At 71.8% G+C, this 17,858-nt stretch carries 16 protein-coding genes and 1 pseudogene; 9 read left to right on the plus strand and 8 right to left on the minus strand.

Translation table 11 applies throughout. From position 1 onward, the window contains the following. Positions 1 to 132 (plus strand): annotated as a pseudogene (locus tag ACZ7HT_RS00005) (SAM-dependent methyltransferase); the annotation flags it as partial. Between the two features lie 125 nt (positions 133 to 257). On the opposite strand, the gene ACZ7HT_RS00010 reads toward ACZ7HT_RS00005, so the two are convergent. Beyond that, complete coding sequence (locus tag ACZ7HT_RS00010; protein WP_015033024.1) at positions 258 to 614, minus strand: HesB/IscA family protein; 357 nt, start codon at positions 612 to 614, stop codon at positions 258 to 260. 239 nt (positions 615 to 853) lie between these two features. Here ACZ7HT_RS00010 and nadA point away from each other — a divergent pair, with 239 nt between their 5' ends. Then, complete coding sequence (gene nadA / locus ACZ7HT_RS00015; protein ID WP_471158047.1) at positions 854 to 2,032, plus strand: quinolinate synthase NadA; 1,179 nt, start codon at positions 854 to 856, stop codon at positions 2,030 to 2,032. 72 nt (positions 2,033 to 2,104) lie between these two features. Here the strand turns inward: nadA and ACZ7HT_RS00020 are convergent, their stop codons facing one another. The 5 genes from ACZ7HT_RS00020 to ACZ7HT_RS00040 form a co-directional block, all read right to left on the minus strand. After that, positions 2,105 to 5,227: an efflux RND transporter permease subunit gene (locus ACZ7HT_RS00020; RefSeq protein WP_471158049.1), complete on the minus strand. Its 3,123-nt coding sequence runs from the start codon at positions 5,225 to 5,227 to the stop codon at positions 2,105 to 2,107. 178 nt (positions 5,228 to 5,405) lie between these two features. After that, positions 5,406 to 6,095, minus strand: coding sequence for a response regulator (locus ACZ7HT_RS00025; protein WP_471158051.1), 690 nt, complete (start codon positions 6,093 to 6,095; stop codon positions 5,406 to 5,408). Then, on the minus strand, positions 6,092 to 7,348 hold the full coding sequence (locus ACZ7HT_RS00030) for a sensor histidine kinase (RefSeq protein WP_471158053.1): 1,257 nt from the start codon (positions 7,346 to 7,348) through the stop codon (positions 6,092 to 6,094). The genes ACZ7HT_RS00025 and ACZ7HT_RS00030 overlap by 4 nt, the downstream gene beginning before the upstream one ends. 275 nt (positions 7,349 to 7,623) lie before the next feature. Then, positions 7,624 to 7,902 carry a PspA-associated protein PspAA gene (pspAA, locus tag ACZ7HT_RS00035; RefSeq protein ID WP_471158055.1) on the minus strand — a complete coding sequence of 93 codons (279 nt, stop codon included), beginning with the start codon at positions 7,900 to 7,902 and terminating at the stop codon, positions 7,624 to 7,626. 38 nt (positions 7,903 to 7,940) lie between these two features. After that, positions 7,941 to 8,720, minus strand: coding sequence for a PspA/IM30 family protein (locus ACZ7HT_RS00040; protein WP_471158057.1), 780 nt, complete (start codon positions 8,718 to 8,720; stop codon positions 7,941 to 7,943). 272 nt (positions 8,721 to 8,992) lie between these two features. On the opposite strand from ACZ7HT_RS00040, the gene ACZ7HT_RS00045 reads away from it, so the two are divergent. The 3 genes from ACZ7HT_RS00045 (at position 8,993) to ACZ7HT_RS00055 (ending at position 11,586) form a co-directional block, all read left to right on the plus strand. Then, positions 8,993 to 9,598: a DUF3043 domain-containing protein gene (locus tag ACZ7HT_RS00045; protein ID WP_471158059.1), complete on the plus strand. Its 606-nt coding sequence runs from the start codon at positions 8,993 to 8,995 to the stop codon at positions 9,596 to 9,598. A gap of 65 nt (positions 9,599 to 9,663) precedes the next feature. Beyond that, positions 9,664 to 10,440, plus strand: coding sequence for a class I SAM-dependent methyltransferase (locus ACZ7HT_RS00050; RefSeq protein WP_471158061.1), 777 nt, complete (start codon positions 9,664 to 9,666; stop codon positions 10,438 to 10,440). A 72-nt stretch (positions 10,441 to 10,512) separates the two neighbouring features. Beyond that, positions 10,513 to 11,586, plus strand: a complete 1,074-nt coding sequence (locus ACZ7HT_RS00055; RefSeq protein WP_471158063.1) for a S1C family serine protease — start codon at positions 10,513 to 10,515, stop codon at positions 11,584 to 11,586. Positions 11,587 to 11,939: 353 nt separating this feature from the next. Here ACZ7HT_RS00055 and ACZ7HT_RS00060 read toward each other — a convergent pair whose 3' ends face one another. Continuing rightward, a complete protein-coding gene (locus ACZ7HT_RS00060; protein WP_319308805.1) occupies positions 11,940 to 12,146 on the minus strand; it encodes a hypothetical protein in 207 nt (68 codons plus the stop codon). Between the two features lie 80 nt (positions 12,147 to 12,226). Between ACZ7HT_RS00060 and ACZ7HT_RS00065 the strand changes: the two genes are divergently transcribed. The 4 genes from ACZ7HT_RS00065 (at position 12,227) to ACZ7HT_RS00080 (ending at position 17,135) form a co-directional block, all read left to right on the plus strand. Then, on the plus strand, positions 12,227 to 13,432 hold the full coding sequence (locus ACZ7HT_RS00065) for a bifunctional adenosylcobinamide kinase/adenosylcobinamide-phosphate guanylyltransferase (protein WP_471158065.1): 1,206 nt from the start codon (positions 12,227 to 12,229) through the stop codon (positions 13,430 to 13,432). 48 nt (positions 13,433 to 13,480) lie between these two features. Next, entirely contained in the window at positions 13,481 to 14,557 is a 1,077-nt protein-coding gene (gene cobT, locus ACZ7HT_RS00070) for a nicotinate-nucleotide--dimethylbenzimidazole phosphoribosyltransferase (RefSeq protein WP_471158067.1), read from the plus strand. A 107-nt stretch (positions 14,558 to 14,664) separates the two neighbouring features. After that, a complete protein-coding gene (locus ACZ7HT_RS00075) occupies positions 14,665 to 16,428 on the plus strand; it encodes a phosphatidylglycerol lysyltransferase domain-containing protein (protein WP_471158068.1) in 1,764 nt (587 codons plus the stop codon). Then, a complete protein-coding gene (locus tag ACZ7HT_RS00080) occupies positions 16,425 to 17,135 on the plus strand; it encodes a hypothetical protein (RefSeq protein ID WP_471158070.1) in 711 nt (236 codons plus the stop codon). Before ACZ7HT_RS00075 ends, ACZ7HT_RS00080 begins: the two co-directional genes overlap by 4 nt. Here the strand turns inward: ACZ7HT_RS00080 and ACZ7HT_RS00085 are convergent. Next, complete coding sequence (locus tag ACZ7HT_RS00085; protein WP_471158072.1) at positions 17,075 to 17,839, minus strand: hypothetical protein; 765 nt, start codon at positions 17,837 to 17,839, stop codon at positions 17,075 to 17,077. The two genes, ACZ7HT_RS00080 and ACZ7HT_RS00085, sit on opposite strands and share 61 nt — an antisense overlap. Positions 17,840 to 17,858: the final 19 nt, after the last annotated feature.

Here is a 17,858-nt window from a genome sequence, read left to right on the forward strand (position 1 = left end):
GTCCCCGCCGACGCGGGCCTGCCGGCCGCCGAGGAGCTGGACCGGCTGCTCGCCGCCGAGGACCGGGCCGGGCGCACGGAGTCGTACCGGCGGATCGCGGCGCTGCTGCACCTGTGCGGGGTCCGGGGTTAGAGCGGTGGGGGGGGGGACCGCGGGAGGTCATCGCCCCCCGCCCCTCCCCCCCCCCCCCCCCCCCCCGCCCCCCCCCCCCCCCCCCCCCCCCCCCCCCCCCCCCCCCCCCTCAGCCACGTACAGGCTTAGCTGAACGAGTCGCCGCAGGCGCAGGAGCCCGTGGCGTTCGGGTTGTCGATCGTGAAGCCCTGCTTCTCGATCGTGTCGACGAAGTCGATCGACGCGCCGCCCAGGTACGGGGCGCTCATGCGGTCGGTGACGACCTTGACGCCGTCGAAGTCCTTCACGACATCGCCGTCGAGCGAACGCTCGTCGAAGAACAGCTGGTAACGCAGGCCGGAGCAGCCGCCGGGCTGAACGGCGACGCGCAGGGCCAGGTCCTCGCGGCCTTCCTGGTCGAGGAGGGCCTTGACCTTGGCCGCGGCGGCGTCGGACAGGAGGATGCCGTCGCTGACAGTGGTCTTCTCGTCCGATACGGACATCTGCTTCTCTCCCGGTGTGTACGGAGACTGCTTGCCGACGGTTGCAACCGACGGTGCCCCGGAATCATTCCGGGCCGAGGAAGGGTCTTTCCTTCTTTCATGCTCGCACACCCTGTCCAGGAGCGCGGACGGCGAATTCGTCACATCGACACTATGGACATCGTCAATCTGACGTGAACCGGTTATGATAGATAGCGTCATTTCGACGAAAAGGTTTCCCCGAAGAAAGGGTGCGTGACGTGACCACCGCCCAGCCCCTGGATGTCCAGCCGACGCCGCTCGCCCTGCTCCTGCTCGGCCGCGAGGCCGACCCGAAGAGCGAGCGCGGAGTGGAGTGTCCCGGCGATCTCCCGTCGCCCTCCGACCCTGACCTCGTGGAGCGTGCCCGCGCCGCGAAGGAGAAGCTCGGGGACAAGGTCTTCGTCCTCGGCCACCACTACCAGCGCGACGAGGTCATCCAGTTCGCCGACGTGACCGGTGACTCCTTCAAGCTCGCTCGCGACGCCGCCGCCAAGCCCGAGGCCGAGTACATCGTCTTCTGCGGTGTGCACTTCATGGCGGAGTCCGCCGACATCCTCACCGGCGACGAGCAGAAGGTCGTCCTGCCCGACCTCGCGGCCGGCTGCTCGATGGCCGACATGGCCACCGCCGAGCAGGTCGCCGAGTGCTGGGACGTGCTGACCGAGGCCGGCATCGCCGAGCAGGTCGTGCCCGTCTCGTACATGAACTCCTCGGCCGACATCAAGGCCTTCACCGGCAAGCACGGGGGCACGATCTGCACCTCGTCCAACGCCGAGCGGGCCCTGAACTGGGCCTTCGAGCAGGGCGAGAAGGTGCTGTTCCTGCCGGACCAGCACCTGGGCCGCAACACCGCCGTCCGCGACATGGGCATGTCCCTGGACGACTGCGTGCTCTACAACCCGCACAAGCCGAACGGCGGTCTCACCGCCGAGGAGCTGCGCGCCGCCAAGATGATCCTGTGGCGCGGCCACTGCTCGGTCCACGGGCGCTTCTCGCTCGACTCGGTGAACGACGTGCGCGAGCGCATCCCGGGCGTGAACGTGCTCGTCCACCCCGAGTGCAAGCACGAGGTCGTCGCCGCCGCGGACCACGTGGGCTCGACCGAGTACATCATCAACACCCTGGAGGCGGCCCCGGCCGGTTCCAAGTGGGCCATCGGCACGGAGCTGAACCTCGTCCAGCGGCTGGCGAACCGATTCGCCGACCAGGACAAGGAGATCGTCTTCCTCGACAAGACGGTCTGCTTCTGCTCGACCATGAACCGCATCGACCTCCCCCACCTGGTGTGGACCCTGGAGTCCCTGGCCGAGGGCAACCTCGTCAACCAGATCCAGGTCGACAAGGAGACGGAGAGCTTCGCCAAGCTCGCCCTGGAGCGGATGCTGGCTCTGCCGTAACGATTCCTCGTACGGACACACGGAAGGGGCGCCCCGCACACCGCGGGGCGCCCCTTCGTCATGCCGTACGGATCAGACCGCGGCCGGCTCCTTGGCCTGCGGCGGGACCGGGGCCTCGCCGCCCGCCTTCTTCTCCCGCTTCGCCGCCTTCTTCTTCGCGCGGCGCTCCTTGCGGAGCTCCACCATCGCGTAGAGCGTCGGGACGAGGAGGAGGGTGAGCAGCGTCGAGGTGATCAGACCGCCGATCACCACCACGGCCAGCGGCTGGGCGATGAAGCCGCCCTCGCCGGTGACGCCGAGGGCCATCGGCAGCAGGGCGAAGATCGTCGCCAGGGCGGTCATCAGGATCGGGCGGAGCCGGTGCCGGCCGCCCTCGACCACCGCTTCGACGACGCCCAGGCCCTGCGCCCGGTACTGGTTGATCAGGTCGATCAGGACGATCGCGTTGGTGACGACGATGCCGATGAGCATCAGCATGCCGATCATCGCCGGGACGCCCATCGCCGTGCCGGTGGCCACGAGCAGACCGATCGCGCCGGTCGCCGCGAACGGGATCGAGACCAGCAGGATCAGCGGCTGGACCAGCGACCGGAAGGTCGCGACGAGCAGCATGAAGACGATCGCCACGGCGGCGAGCATCGCCAGGGCCATCTTGCCGGTGGCCTCGGACTGGTCCTGGGAGACGCCGCCGATGGACGCGGTGGCACCCTCGGGCAGGTCGAGCGCGTTGATCTTCGTCTGGAGCTCGGCGCTCACCGCACCGGTGTTGTCCGTGGTCGGCTTCGCCGTGATCGTGGCGGCGCGGGCGCCGTCGATCCGGGTCATGGAGACCGGTCCCGGGACCAGGTCGACGTGCGCGATGTCGCCGAGCTTCACCGGGCCGAGCGGCAGAGCCTTCAGCGCGGCCAGCGTGGTGGCCGGGTGGGCCGAGGTGATCAGGACGTCCCGCTCGGTGTCGTCGAGGACCGCCTTGGCGGCCGGGGTGCCGTGCACCGCCTGGGCCACGACCATGCCGAGGGTGGTGTCGTCGAAGCCGGCGTCGGCCGCCTTCTCGTTGGCCCGGACCGAGATCCGCGGCACGGACTGGGACAGGTCGCTGCGCACGTCGGAGACGTTCTTCAGCTTGGCGACGGCCTGCGTGACCTGCTCGGCCGCCTTCTTCAGGGTCGCCGGGTCGGCGGCCTTGACGACCACGCTGAGGTCCTGGTTGCCGAAGCCGTCACCGGCGGCGACGCTCGTGTCGCCGATGCCGTCGAGCCTGCCGAGCGCCGCGTGCAGGGCGTCCCGGGTCTTCTCGTACGAGGCGGAGTCCTCCAGGGTCACCTGGTACGACGCCTGGTTGGAGCCGGTGCCGCCGCCGAAGGCCGCCATGAAGCCGGAGGAGCCGACGGTGACCTGGTAGTCCTTGACGCCCTTCGTGTCGGCGAGGACCTTCTCGACCTTCTTCGCGGCCTCGTCGGAGGCGGCGAGGCTGGTGCCCGGGGCCAGCTTCTGCTTGACCGTCAGGACCTTCTGCTCGCCCTGGTCGAAGAAGTTGGTCTTCAGGAGCGGCGCCATGCCGAAGGTGCCGAAGAGGACCACGAGGGCGATGACGATGCTGGTGAAGCGGCGCCGGGTGGCGAACCGCAGCACCGGCACGTACGCGCGCTGCAGGCGGCTCTTCGTCTCCTTCTCCTCGGCCAGCCTGCGGGCCTCCTCCGGGTCCGCGGAGGTGCCCTTGGGGGCGCGCAGGAACCAGTACGACAGGACCGGGACGACCGTCAGCGAGACGAGCAGCGAGGCGAGCAGCGCGGCCGTGACGGTGAGGCTGAAGGAGCCGAACAGCTCGCCGATCATGCCGCCGACCAGGCCGATCGGCAGGAAGACGGCGACGGTGGTGAGGGTCGAGGAGGTGACCGCGCCGGCGACCTCCTTGACCGCGGTGATGATCGCGGCCTGCCGCTCCTCGCCGTATCCGAGGTGCCGCTTGATGTTCTCCAGGACCACGATCGAGTCGTCGACGACCCGGCCGATGGCGATGGTGAGCGCGCCGAGCGTCAGCACGTTCAGGGAGAGGTCGCGGGTCCACAGCACGATCAGGGCGAGGACGACCGAGAGCGGGATGGAGACCGCGGTGACCAGCGTGGAGCGGAGCGAGGCCAGGAAGACCAGGATGACGAGGACGGCCATGACGAGGCCGAGCGCGCCCTCGGTGGTGAGGCCGGAGATCGACTTGGCGACGGCCGGGCCCTGGTCGGAGACGACGGTCAGCTCGGCGCCCGCGCCGAGGTCCTTGCGGAGCTCGGGCAGCTTGTCCTTGACGGCGTCGGAGATGGCGACGGCGCTGCCGTCCTTGTCCATGGTGGCCATGACGGCGAGGCTGGGCTTGCCGTTGGTACGGGTCAGGGAGACCGGGGTGGCCTCCGTCTGCCGCACGGTGGCGACGTCGCCGAGCCGGACCGCCTTGCCCTTCGCGGGCTTGATCCGCAGGTCCTGGATCTGCCGCAGCGAGGTGTAGCCGCCGCCGACCTGGACGGTGCGGCTCTTGCCGGCCTCGGAGAAGGCGCCGGCGGGCATGGTGCCGCCGCCGTTGCGGATGGCCTCGGCGAGCTTCATCGGGCTCAGGCCGGCCGCGGCGAGCTTGCGGTCGTCCGGGGTGACGGAGACCTGGACGTCGCGGACGCCGTCGACGTTGACGTGGGAGACGCCGTCGATGTCCTCCAGGGCCGGGACGACGGTCCGGTCGAGCTGGTCCGCGAGGGCCTGCTGGTCCTTGTCGGAGCTGACGGCGAGCACGACGGTCGGGATGTCGTCGGTGGAGCCGGCCACCACCTGCGGGTCGACCGAGTCCGGCAGCTGGGCGCGGGCCCGGTTGACGGCCTGCTGGACGTCGGCGACGAGCTGCTTGGTGCCCTCGTCCCCGTAGTCGAAGCTGGCCATGATGACGGCGCTGCCCTCGGAGGCGGTGGACGTGATGCCCTTGATGCCGTCGACGGCCTTGAGGTTGTTCTCCAGCGGCTGGACGACCTGCTTCTCGACCACATCGGGAGAGGCGCCCTGGTACGGGGCGAGGATCGAGACCATCGGCAGCTCGATCGAGGGGAACAACTGCTGCTTCAGCTGCGGGATCGCGATCGCCCCGAACACGATCGCGACGATGGACATCAGCCCGATCAGGGCCCGTTGCGCGAGGCTGAATCTGGACAGCCAGGACATGGGGTCTCTCTTCTGTGGCGTACTCGTCGGCAGGCGGGAGCAGCCAAGACCCCGGTCCGGACCCGCTGGATCCGCCCGGAGGTGCCCCCCGTCCCTACGATCTGCCATCGGGGGGCGGAATTCCTCGCCCCCCGGGTCCACTTCCTTATCCCGCGCATACTCCGTCTGGAGTACGAGCTCACTCCACCCGGGGGCGTACGAGACCGGACTCGTACGCCGTGACCACCAGCTGGGCCCGGTCGCGGGCGCCCAGCTTGGCCATCGTCCGGTTGACGTGTGTCTTCACGGTGAGCGGGCTGACGTCGAGCCGCTCGGCGATCTCGTCGTTCGACAGACCGCCCGCGACCAGGACGAGGACCTCGCGCTCCCGGGCGGTGAGCGCGCCGAGCCGCTCGGTGCGGGCCCCGCCGGCCGCGTCCGCGGGGTCCGCGCCGGAGCCCTGGGCGAGGAAGGAGGCGATCAGGCCCTTGGTGGCGGCCGGCGAGAGCAGCGCCTCCCCGGCATGGGCGATGCGGATCGCGCCGAGGAGCTCCTCCGGCTCGGCGCCCTTCCCGAGGAAGCCCGAGGCGCCGGCGCGCAGCGACTGCACGACGTACTCGTCGACCTCGAAGGTGGTCAGCATGACGATCCGCACGTCGGCGAGCTCGGGGTCCGCCGTGATCATCCGGGTGGCGGCGAGGCCGTCCGTGCCCGGCATGCGGATGTCCATCAGGACGACGTCGGGCCGGGTGGACCGGGCCAGCGCGACCGCGCCGTCGCCGTCGGGCGCCTCCCCGACCACCTCCATGTCGGGCTCGGAGTCCACCAGGACCTTGAAGGCGCTGCGCAGCAGGGCCTGGTCGTCGGCGAGCAGTACGCGGATGGTCATGCGCGGTCCTCCCCCGTGCGGGACGTCACCGGCAGTATCGCCTGGACGCGGAAGCCGCCACCGTAGCGGGGGGCGGCGGCGAGGGTGCCGCCGAGCGCGCCGACCCGCTCCCGCATGCCGAGCAGTCCGTGGCCGCCCACCGGGGGCTGCTCGGCGGCCGGCGGCGGGACGGCGGGGGGCGTGCCGTTGTCGAGGACGGTGATCTCGACCGTACGGCCCACCCGGACGACGCTCACCTCGGCCTTCGCGTCCGGTCCCGCGTGCTTGCGGACATTGGTCAGGGCCTCCTGCACGATCCGGTACGCGGCCAGGTCGACGGTCGCGGGCAGTGTCAGGCCCTCGTCGGCGCGGGCCAGGGTGACGGGGAGACCGGCCTTGCGGAAGCTGTCGAGCAGCCCGTCGAGGACCGCGAGGCCCGGCGCGGGCTCGGTGGGGGCCTCCGGGTCGCCGGACTGGCGCAGCAGGCCGACGGTGGCGCGCAGCTCGTCCAGGGCGGAGCGGCTGGCCTCGCGGACGTGCGCGAGGGCCTCCTTGGCCTGGTCGGGGCGCTTGTCCATGACATGGGCGGCGACGCCGGCCTGCACGTTCACCAGGGCGATGTGGTGGGCGACGACGTCGTGGAGGTCGCGGGCGATCCGCAGCCGCTCCTCGGCGACCCGGCGCCCGGCCTCCTCCTCGCGGGTCCGCTCGGCCCGCTCGGCGCGCTCCGTCATCGCGTCGATGAAGGCCCGGCGGCTGCGGACCGCGTCCCCGGCGGCCGCGGCCATCCCGGTCCACGCGAAGACGCCCAGGTTCTCCTGCGCGTACCAGGGGGTCGGCCCGAAGGCCATGGCGGCGACCGTGAGCACCGCCATCGTGGCCAGGCCGACCCGCCAGGTGGTGGGCCGGTCGGTGCGGGCGGCGACCGTGTACAGCGCGATGACGGCGCTCATCGCGATCGGGGCGGGCCGGTTGTCGTTGATGAGCTCGAACAGGGTGATCACGACGGTGAACGCGAGCACCGCGAAGGGCTTGCGCCGGCGGCACACCAGCGCGGCGGCCCCCGCGATCATGATGACCACGCCCCAGGCGCTGGGCGCCTTGTCCCCGAAGGTCGGCCCGTCCGGGCTGCCGTGCGGATCGGTGAACGACCCGGCGACCATCGCGACGAGCGCGCCGGCGGCGATCACGGCGTCGAAGGCGAGGGGGTGAGCGCGAAACCAGTCGCGGGCGCGGGCGTAGGGGGTGCCGGTGGCGGGGCCGGGTGGGGTCACGGGGACAACGGTACGGCGCGCCCGTGTGGGCAATCGTCCCGCAGGGCGGGACGGGTGGGCACACGGGACGGCGCCCTCCAGCGGCGCCTCCGCGTTCCGCGCCTGAACCCGCACCACCAGTGGCGGCGCACAGCCTGGTGCGGGTCAGCGCGCGGAAGCCTCTGGCGCCGGCGGGCGCGGGTCCGTTGTGCCCACCCTCCCCCAAGCTCTCGGCTTCGCTCGAGCAGGGGGGACCCCCATCGCCCCAGCGGAACGATTGCCCACGACGGGGCGGGTCAGCCGGGGATCAGGCCGTCGTCGAAGAGCATCGCGCGGACCTCGTCCAGGGTCGCGTCCTCGGACGGGAGGATCAGCTCCGAGGGCTCCAGGGCGGCGTCCGGGAGCGGCTCGCCGAGACGGCGGACGGCTTCGAGGAGGGCGCCCAGCGTGCGCCGGAACCCTTCCTCGTCCCCCGCCTCCATCTCCGCGAGCAGCTCGTCGTCCAGCTTGTTCAGCTCGGCGAAGTGGCTGTCGGCCAGCGTCAGCTGGCCCTCCCCCATGATCCGTACGATCATGACGCGTCCTGTCTGTCGCCTGTCGCCCGAAGCCGAGGCTACTTCTCGAAGCGCGGGCGGTCCTGCGGCGCCGCCGCGCCACCGCCCTCGATGGCCTGCTGCTGCGCCGAGGAGCCGCCGGCCAGCTCGGCCTTCATCCGCTGGAGCTCCAGCTCGACGTCCGTGCCGCCGGAGAGGCGGTCCAGCTCGGCCTGGATGTCGTCCTTGCCCAGGCCCGACTGGTCGTCGAGCGCGCCCGAGGCGAGCAGCTCGTCGATCGCGCCGGCGCGTGCCTGGAGCTGGGCGGTCTTGTCCTCGGCCCGCTGGATCGCGAGACCGACGTCGCTCATCTCCTCCGAGATGCCGGAGAAGGACTCGGCGATCCGGGTCTGCGCCTGGGCCGCCGTGTAGGTCGCCTTGATGGTCTCCTTCTTGGTGCGGAAGGCGTCCACCTTGGCCTGCAGCCGCTGGGCGGCGAGGGTGAGCTTCTCCTCCTCGCCCTGCAGCGTCTGGTGCTGCACCTCCAGGTCGCTGACCTGCTGCTGGAGCGCGGCCCGCCGGGACAGCGCCTCGCGTGCCAGGTCCTCGCGGCCGAGGGCGAGGGCCTTGCGGCCCTGGTCCTCCAGCTTGGCGGACTGGCCCTGCAGCTGGTTCAGCTGGAGTTCGAGCCGCTTGCGGGAGGTGGCGACGTCGGCGACGCCCCGTCGCACCTTCTGCAGCAGCTCCAGCTGCTTCTGGTAGGAGTAATCGAGCGTCTCGCGCGGATCCTCGGCCCGGTCAAGGGCCTTGTTCGCCTTCGCGCGGAAGATCATCCCCATACGCTTCATGACACCGCTCATGGGCTTCGCGCGCCCCCTTCTGACGGACTTCGGCTCCAGCTCTCCAACAGGATCCACAGTACGGGCCCTGCTTCCATTACCGCACTGTTCGGAGCGGGATGCGCTCCTCCCCAAGGACGACTGCGCGGGGTGTTCCCTCCCGCGCAGGGAGTAGGTGGATCTCGGGGAGACCGCCTCCGTCCTCACGTACGTACGCCCCAAGACGCCGTCCGTTAGCGGATCGTTCCCGGCTCGCATGGGGTTCATGCCCGCCACCCCGTACCCTTGTTTTTGTGTTCCGTAGCCGTTCGAAGGATGAGAAGGCCCCCACCGACAAGGTGACGGCGGACCTCTCCAGCAACCAGCCCCGCGACCCCGAGGCCCCCAAGGGCCGCCCGACGCCGAAGCGGAGCGAGGCGCAGTCCGTGCGCCGTCGCGCCGCGACGGTGCCGACCGACCGCAAGGAGGCCGCCAAGCGTCAGCGCGAGGCACGCCGCTCCGACATGGCCCGGCAGCGCGAGGCGCTGGCGAGCGGCGACGAGCGTTACCTGCCCGCCCGCGACAAGGGTCCGGTCCGCCGTTTCGTGCGCGACTTCGTCGACTCGCGGTTCGCGATCGCCGAGTTCTTCCTGCCGATGGCCGTGGTGATCCTCGTGCTGTCGCTGTTCGGCAACGCCAACCGGTCGCTGCAGAACATCTCCCTGCTGCTGTGGCTCGGTGTGATCGTCCTGATCGTCATCGACTCGATCGGCATCTGGATCCGTCTGCGGAAGCAGCTGAACGAGCGCTTCCCGAACGAGCCGAAGCGCGGCGCCATCGCCTACGGCCTGATGCGCACGCTCCAGATGCGCCGACTGCGTCTGCCGAAGCCGCAGGTCAAGCGCGGAGAGCGGCCCTGAGCGCCGACAGCTCGGAGTTCGACGGGCGCGCGTTCGGCGAGGCCACGTCGGAGTCGGGAGGCCCCGTGCTGCCCGTCGTCGCGCACTGGCCCGCCGGTCCCGGCGGGCTGCGCGACACCATCCGGCAGGAGATCGTCGCCCGTCAGCTCGACGAGCAGATATCCAGCCGCTACCCGGTGGGGCAGCGGCTGCGGATCCTCGACGCGGGCATGGGCCAGGGCACCCAGGCCCTGCGCCTCGCCCGCGCCGGACACACCGTGACCGGTCTCGAGGCCGATGCCGAGCTCCTGAAGGCGGCCCGTGAGTCGCTGGCGACGGAGCCCGCCGGGATCCGCGAGCGGGTCCGGATGATCGAGGGCGACGGACGCGAGACCGGGGTGCACTTCCTGCCCGGCAGTTTCGACGTGGTCCTCTGCCACGGCGTGCTCATGTACGCGGACGAGCCCGACGCGCTGCTCGCGGGCCTGGCCCGGATGCTGGCCCCCGGCGGCCTGCTGTCGCTGGTGGTGCGGAACGCGGAGGCCCTGTCCATGCGGCCGGGGCTCGCCGGGGACTGGTCGGGCGCGCTCGCGGCCTTCGACTCGGACGTCTACACCGACGACAACGGCGTGAAGGTGCGGGCCGACCGGCTCGACGCGCTCACCTCGACGCTCGCGGGGATCGCGGCGCCGCTGCACGCCTGGTACGGGGTGCGGGTCTTCACCGACGACGTCCCCGCCGACGCGGGCCTGCCGGCCGCCGAGGAGCTGGACCGGCTGCTCGCCGCCGAGGACCGGGCCGGGCGCACGGAGCCGTACCGGCGGATCGCGGCGCTGCTGCACCTGTGCGGGGTCCGGGGTTAGAGCGGTGCTCGCGCACCCCTGATCGGGTGCGCTCGCCGGGCCGGGGGCGGGGCGGAATCGGATACTCCGGACATGGACGTCTTCCGTGCCGATGCCCGTGCCCGTCGTCTTCTGCTTCCCCTCGCCGCCGGGGCCTGCGCCGTCGCACTGGTCGGCGGCTGCTCCTCCGCCGGGGGCGCGGCCGCGCCGGAGCGCGCCACCGAGACGCCGGCGCCGCACGTCTCCAACGAGCTCCAGGACGACTACCAGACGGTCATCAAGAACGTCCTGCCGTCGGTCGTCCAGATCGAGGCGTCGAACAGCCTCGGGTCCGGGGTCGTCTACGACGACAAGGGCCACATCGTCACCAACGCGCACGTGGTCGGCCAGGAGAAGGGCTTCAAGGTCACGGCGGCGACCGGCGGGCAGTCCGTGACGGCACGGCTCGTCTCCTCCTACCCCGAGCAGGACCTCGCCGTGCTCAAGCTGGACACCGTGCCGCAGGGGCTCAAGGCCGCGAGGTTCGGCGACTCCGCCGAGGTCGACATGGGGCAGATCGTGCTCGCGATGGGCTCCCCCCTCGGCCTGTCCGGCAGCGTCACCCAGGGCATCGTCTCCGCGACCGGCCGCACGGTCAGCGAGGGGCGGGACGGCGGCGGGACCGGCGCGACCATCGCGAACATGGTCCAGACGTCGGCCGCGATCAACCCCGGCAACAGCGGGGGCGCCCTCGTGAACCTCGACAGCGAGGTCATCGGCATCCCGACGCTCGCCGCGACCAACCCCGAACTCGGTGGCGGCTCGGCGCCCGGCATCGGCTTCGCGATCCCCGCGTCGATGGTGCGGACGGTCGCGGACCAGATCATCAAGAACGGCAAGGTGACGGACTCGGGGCGGGCGGCCCTCAACATCACCGGCCGTACGGTCCTCGACGACAGCTACGAGCCGGCGGGCGTCGCGGTCGTCGAGGCGCCGGCGAACGGGGCGGCGGGGAAGGCGGGCCTGAAGCCGGGCGATGTGATCACCCGCCTTGGCGAGACCGAGATCACGACGATCACGTCGCTGTCGGAGGCGCTGGCGTCGATGCGGCCGGGGGATGTGGTGACGGTGGAATACGTCCGAGGCGGCACCTCCCACAAGACCCGGGTCACCTTGGGCGAACTGTAGGCACGGCGCCCGCACCGACGTGGGCCCGCGCCCGCGTGGGACCCAACACCCGGGGCCCTCGTGTGGCCCCCGCGCCCGTGTGGGGCGGTGCCCCCGCCCATGTGGGCAATCGTCCCGCTGGGCGGGACGGGTGGGCACACGGGACGGCGCCCTCCAGCGGCGCCTCCGCGTTCCGCGCCTGGACCCGCACCACCAGTGGCGGCGCACAAGGTGGTGCGGGTCAGGCGCGGGAGCCTCTGGCGCCGGCAGGGCGCGGGTCCGTTGTGCCCACCCTCCCCCAAGCTCTCGGCTTCGCTCGAGCAGGGGGGACCCCCATCGCCCCAGCGGAACGATTGCCCACAACGGGGGGCGCTCTAGCCCTCGGCGTCCAGCGGCATCGGGCCGTAGATCTTCGTCCCGTCCTCCGACAGCGTCACCTGGTCCGCGCCGCCGCCCAGGAGGTCACGCCAGTTTTCGCCGATCCAGCTCTCCGCGTCGCCCTGGGTGGTGAACTCCTCGGGGGTCACCACCGGCTCGACCTCCGTGCCGTCGGACTTCTCGAACCGCCACGTCCATGCCATGTCAGCCTCCGGATGATCGGTTTCCTGCCCGCAGCGTAGCCGGGCGCGCACGCCTCGCGGTGGCGCGGGAGGATCTGAGGGTGGAACTGACTCTGCTCGGCACCGGCGCCCCCCTCGGACTCCCCCGCCCCGACTGCCCCTGCGCCGTGTGCGCGCTGTCCCGTGGGGCGGGGGCGAGGGCCGCGACCTCCCTGCTGGTGGACGGGGCCCTGCTGCTCGATCTGACCCCGGGGGCCGCGCTCGCCGCCGCCCGGTCGGGGCATTCGCTGGTGGGGGTGCGGCAGGTACTGCTGACGCATCCGCACGACGGGCCCGCCGTCGAGGTGCCTGCCGGGCTGCCCACCGCCGGGCGGGTGCCGGACGGACGCGAGTTGACGCTGATCAGCGGGCACCGGGTGCGGGCGGTGTCGATGGACTCCCCCGGGACGGGCTACGAGGTGACCTCCACCGACGGTGAGCGGCTGCTGTATCTGCCGCCGGGCGGCGCGCCCGCGGGGATCGCGGACGAGCACCATGCCCCGTACGACATGGTCGTCGCCGATGTCACGGGGCGGCCGGACGGTCTCGCCCGGCTGCGGGCGGCGGGAGCGGTCGGTCCGGCGACGGAGGTGATCGCCGTGCACCTGGACCATGACGTGCCGGCGGGCGCCGAGCTGGACCGGCGGCTCGCGGCGGCGGGGGCGCGGGCGGTGCCGGACGGGACGACGCTGTACGTCGGCGACTACCACGAGGTGCCGGACGTGCCCCGGCGGACGCTGGTGACGGGCGGGGCCAGGTCGGGGAAGTCGGTGGAGGCCGAGCGGCGTCTGGAGACCTTCCCCGAGGTGCTGTACGTGGCGACGGGCGGCACGCGGGAGGGCGATCCGGAGTGGGCCGAGCGGGTCGGGCTGCACCGGGAGCGGCGGCCGGGTTCGTGGCGTACGGCCGAGACCTCCGAGCTCGTACCGCTGCTGAGGGAGGAGGACGGTCCCGCGCTGCTCATCGACTGTCTGTCGCTGTGGCTGACGGACGCGATGGACCGGGCCGGCGCGTGGGACGACGAGACCTGGGCGAACGGCGGGCAGGCGGCGCTGCGGGAGCGGACGGCGGAGCTGGTGGCGGCGGTGCGGGCGACGAGCCGCACGGTCGTGACGGTGACGAACGAGGTCGGCTCGGGGGTCGTTCCGGCCTCGGCGGCGGGCCGGCGGTTCCGGGACGAGCTGGGCCGGCTGAACGCGGCCTTCGCGGACGAGTGCGAGCAGGTCGTCCTCGTGGTCTCCGGGCAGGCGCTCGTGCTGCGCGGGTAGGGTTGCCGATCGCTGATGGCCCTCGCTGACTCGTCCCTAGGCGGAACCTTGAACCTCGACGACTTCTCCGATCTGATCGAGCGCCCCGACGGCGGCATTCGGCGTGACGCCGAGGAGCGCCGGGAGCGGCTGAGCGTGCCGCCGGGGGCGCTGGGACGTCTTGACGAGCTGGGCGAGTGGCTGTCGGCGGCGCAGGCCTCGGTCAAGGTGCGGGCGATCGAGGAGCCGAAGGTCGTGCTGTTCGCGGGCGACCACGGGGTGGCCTCGCTCGATGTGTCGGGGCGTGCGGCGGGTACGGCGTACGAGCTGGTGCGGGCGGTGCTCGACGGGTCGAGTCCGGTGGCGGTGCTCGCCCGCTCGACGGGCGTGCCGGTGCGGGTCGTGGACGCGGGTCTCGACTGCGATCCGGAGCTGCTGCCGGCCGAGGTGGTGCGGCACCGGGTGCGGCGCGGCAGCGGCCGGATCGACGTGGCTGACGCGCTGACGGCCGAGGAGACCGAGGCGGCGGTCCGGCTGGGCATGGCGATCGCCGACGAGGAGGCGGACTCGGGCACCGATCTGGTGGTGCTCGGGGATCTGAGCGTCGGCGGGACGACGGCGGCGTCGACGCTGATCGCGGCGCTGTGCGGGACGGACGCCTCGGTGGTGACGGGCCGGGGCGGTGCCGGGATCGACGATCTGGCCTGGATGCGCAAGTGCGCGGCGATCCGGGACGCGCTGCGGCGGGCCCGGCCGGTCCTGGGCGACCAGCTGGAGCTGCTCGCGGCGGTCGGCGGGGCGGACCTGGCGGCGATGACCGGTTTCCTGCTCCAGGCCTCGGTGCGGCGGATGCCGGTGATCCTGGACGGTGTGGTGGGCGCGGCCTGTGCGCTCGTGGCGCAGCGGGCGGCGTTCCGGGCGCCGGACTGGTGGCTGGCGGGGCAGGTGAGCGGGGAGCCGGCGCAGGCGAAGGCGCTGGACCGGATGGCGCTCAACCCGCTGCTCGATCACGGCGTCCATGTGGGTGAGGGAACCGGGGCATTGCTCGCACTTCCCCTCGTTCAGGCCGCGGCGGCGTTCGCCGCGGAGCTGCCCGAACGTCCGGACCCGACCCCTCCGGCTACCGACGGCGCCGCCGGGGCCTGAGCGCGGGCCCCTTCGAACGACCGGTTCCGGGGCGGTCGCGGGCGACGCGCGCGTGACCGCCTGGGGCGTCTCCACACCGCAAGCAACGCCCCATATGATCGCTTTTCATGGGAGAAGTCCGCTTGTCTGCCGAAGCAGCACCCCGGGGTACGACCGCGCGTTCACAACGCGGCGCCGCCTTCGCCGTCTGGTACCTGCGGGTCGTCACGTTCATCAACTTCCTGAGCGCCGTCTGGGTCTCGTTCGGCAACGACCTGCGCCGGCACAACGAGGACAACTACTTCACCCCGTACATGCTCACCGCGGGCTTCGCCTCGGGTGTCTTCACCCTCTTCCTGGCGATCACCATGCGGCGCCGCAAGCGGGCCGCGTGGATCCTCAACCTGGTGCTCAGCAGTCTCTTCCTGATGCTCTTCGCCCTCTTCATGGCCTTCCCCGAGATCCGGCACCACGCCCAGAACTGGATCTCGCTGGGCCTCACCGCCGTGTTCGTCCTCGCGCTGCTGGTCAGCCGCAAGGAGTTCTACGCGAAGGGCGACCGCTCCAACCCGAGGCTGGCGGCGGGGGTGGCGGTCGGCGGACTGCTCGTCACCTCGCTGCTCGCCGCCCTCCTGGTGACCGTCACCGACGACTCCCCCGTCCCCTCCACCTTCATGGACCGCTGGAAGTACGGCCTGCTGCGGCTCGTCACGCTGGCCTCCGACGACTCCGGCTTCCCCAACATCAGCACCCCCGGCTGGGTCGACGTCACCATCAACGTCCTGTCCACGCTGCTGATCATCGCGGTGCTCTTCGCCGCCTTCCGCTCCCGGCGGGCCGTCGACCCGCTGACCGAGGAGGACGAGGACCGGCTGCGGCTGCTGCTCGACAAGCAGGGCGAGCGCGACTCGCTCGGCTACTTCGCGCTGCGCCGCGAGAAGAGCGTCGTGTGGTCGCCGAGCGAGAAGGCGGCCATCGCCTACCGGGTGGTCGGCGGGGTCTCGCTGGCCTCCGGCGACCCGATCGGCGACCCCGAGGCCTGGCCGGGCGCCATCGAGCCCTGGCTCGCCGAGGCCCGCGAGCACGGCTGGATCCCGGCGGTGATGGGCGCGAGCGAGGAGGCCGGGGTCATCTACGCCCGGCACGGTCTGGACGCCCTGGAACTGGGCGACGAGGCGATCGTGGAGACCGACGAGTTCACCCTGGACGGCCGGGCCATGCGGACCGTCCGGCAGGCCTTCAACCGGGTGAAGCGGGCCGGGTACGAGGTGCGGATCCGGCGCCACGAGGACATCCCAGGCGACGAGATGGCCGAGCTCCTCCGCAAGGCGGACGACTGGCGGGACGGGGCCACCGAGCGTGGCTTCTCGATGGCGCTCGGCCGGCTCGGCGACCCCAGGGACGGCCGCTGCGTGATGCTGGAGTGCACCGACGACAAGGGTGAGTTGCGGGCGCTGCTCTCCTTCGTGCCGTGGGGACCGCAGGGGCTCTCGCTGGATCTGATGCGCCGTGACCGGGACTCCGAGAACGGCCTGATGGAGTTCATGGTCATCGAACTCCTGCAGCGGGCCAAGGAGATCGGGATCACTCAGGTCTCGCTCAACTTCGCGATGTTCCGATCCGTCTTCGAACGTGGCTCGAAGCTCGGGGCGGGACCCGTGCTGCGCATGTGGCGTTCACTGCTCAGTTTCTTCTCCCGCTGGTGGCAGATCGAGTCGCTGTACCGCGCCAACGCCAAGTACCGACCGATCTGGGAGCCCCGATTCATGCTCTTCGAGAAAAGTGCGGACCTGCTGCGGATCGGCCTCGCGGCCGGTCGGGCCGAGGGCTTCCTGGAAGCCCCCGGTCTGCCGAAGTGGATGCACCGCAGACATCTGGAGAGCGGGCGTTGAGCAAAGCCCTCAAGGGTTTCGCCCGGCGCGAGTGGGGGCCGCTGTTCACCACCGTACGGACGGCGCTCGTCACCAGGAGGTGGGGGGCGGTTCCGATGACGCTGGCCGCCGTCTGTCTCACCGCCCTGTTCCAGCTCGTACAGAACCAGGACTGGGGCTATCAGCCGGTCCAGGACATCGGTTCCGTACGGGCCGAGGACCCCCTGTGGCTGTCGCTGCTGCGGACCCCGCTCTCACTGTTCGTGCCCGCGCTCGACCTGCCCGTCTGGGGCGCCCTCGCGCAGATCCTGCTGGTGTTCGGGATCGCCGAGATCTGCCTCGGGCGGTGGCGGACGCTCGGCGTCGCCCTTCTGGCGACGCTGGCCGGCACGCTCTACGCGCGCGTGGGCATCGCCCTCGGCCCCGACAACCCCTTCGGACTGCCCGCCACCGACGCGCAGGTCGTCGACACCGGCCCCTCGGCCGCCGTGGTGGGCCTCGCGGTCTACGTCTGCTGGCGGTACGGGGCGCGCTGGACGGGCGCGCTCGTGGTCCTGGCCATGGTGATCGAGGTGGTGATCAAGGCGAACCTGGCGGGCAAGGAGCACATCGCGGCGATCGCCGCCGTCCTCGTCCTCATCGCGGTCCAGGCCTGGCGCGAGCGGGGTCAGGACGGTGTCGAGCCACGCCCTGGCACCCGCTCCTGGAAGCCGCCGATCAGGTCCTGAAAGCGGCGGCGCAGCTTGGTCCAGCGCTTGTCGTGGCGGTACGCGCGGATCCGGGACCTGGCCCTGGCCCGGTGGCGGCGGCCGTAGAAGCGGCGGGACCACCAGGAGCCGGGGCGGGCGAGGCGCACGGCGCCGACGATCGCCACGAACGGGACCAGGACCCCGAACAGGGCCATCCGGGTCTTCCCCTTGACCAGGGTCACCAGGACGAGCACGAAGTTCAGCACGATGCTGAGGATGAAGGCGGCCCGGTCCTGGCGCTCCTCCGGCGACACGTCGTTGACGCCGAGCGGCGAGAAGCCCATGAGCGTGAGCCCCGCGAGGGCCGTGGCGAGCACGACCAGCTCGACGCTCTTGCGGCCCTCGTCCGACCAGTACACGTCGTCGAGATGGAGGATGAGCGCGAACTCGTCCAGGACGAGCCCCGCGCCGACCCCGAAGACGACGGCGAAGACGGCCGCGGCGACGCCGTGCCGGTCGCTGGCCACCGCGCCGAATCCGCCGAGGACGGTGAGGATGATGCCCGGCACGACGTGATGGATGTGGACGCCTCCCGAGGAGACGTTCCCGAAGGGCCCCTTCCCCGCCCGGATGAGCCGGGTGACGGTACGGGTGACCAGGAATGTCAGGACGAAGGAGGTCAGAGCGAGCAGCATCGGGAGCTTGCCCGGCTCGACGATGTTCCGGGAGAACCAGTGACCCATGCCACCCACTTCCGATATG

The sequence above is a fragment of the Streptomyces sp. NPDC037410 genome (assembly GCF_055602235.1).

Bases quoted from the DNA above. Each gene is read 5' to 3' on its own strand.
- ACZ7HT_RS00075 (WP_471158068.1), top strand. From the start codon at position 14,665: ATGGGAGAAGTCCGCTTGTCTGCCGAAGCAGCACCCCGGGGTACGACC.
- ACZ7HT_RS00040 (WP_471158057.1), bottom strand. From the start codon at position 8,720: ATGAGCGGTGTCATGAAGCGTATGGGGATGATCTTCCGCGCGAAGGCG.
- ACZ7HT_RS00020 (WP_471158049.1), bottom strand. From the start codon at position 5,227: ATGTCCTGGCTGTCCAGATTCAGCCTCGCGCAACGGGCCCTGATCGGG.
- ACZ7HT_RS00010 (WP_015033024.1), bottom strand. From the start codon at position 614: ATGTCCGTATCGGACGAGAAGACCACTGTCAGCGACGGCATCCTCCTG.
- ACZ7HT_RS00025 (WP_471158051.1), bottom strand. From the start codon at position 6,095: ATGACCATCCGCGTACTGCTCGCCGACGACCAGGCCCTGCTGCGCAGC.
- pspAA (WP_471158055.1), bottom strand. From the start codon at position 7,902: ATGATCGTACGGATCATGGGGGAGGGCCAGCTGACGCTGGCCGACAGC.
- ACZ7HT_RS00055 (WP_471158063.1), top strand. From the start codon at position 10,513: ATGGACGTCTTCCGTGCCGATGCCCGTGCCCGTCGTCTTCTGCTTCCC.
- ACZ7HT_RS00085 (WP_471158072.1), bottom strand. From the start codon at position 17,839: ATGGGTCACTGGTTCTCCCGGAACATCGTCGAGCCGGGCAAGCTCCCG.
- ACZ7HT_RS00060 (WP_319308805.1), bottom strand. From the start codon at position 12,146: ATGGCATGGACGTGGCGGTTCGAGAAGTCCGACGGCACGGAGGTCGAG.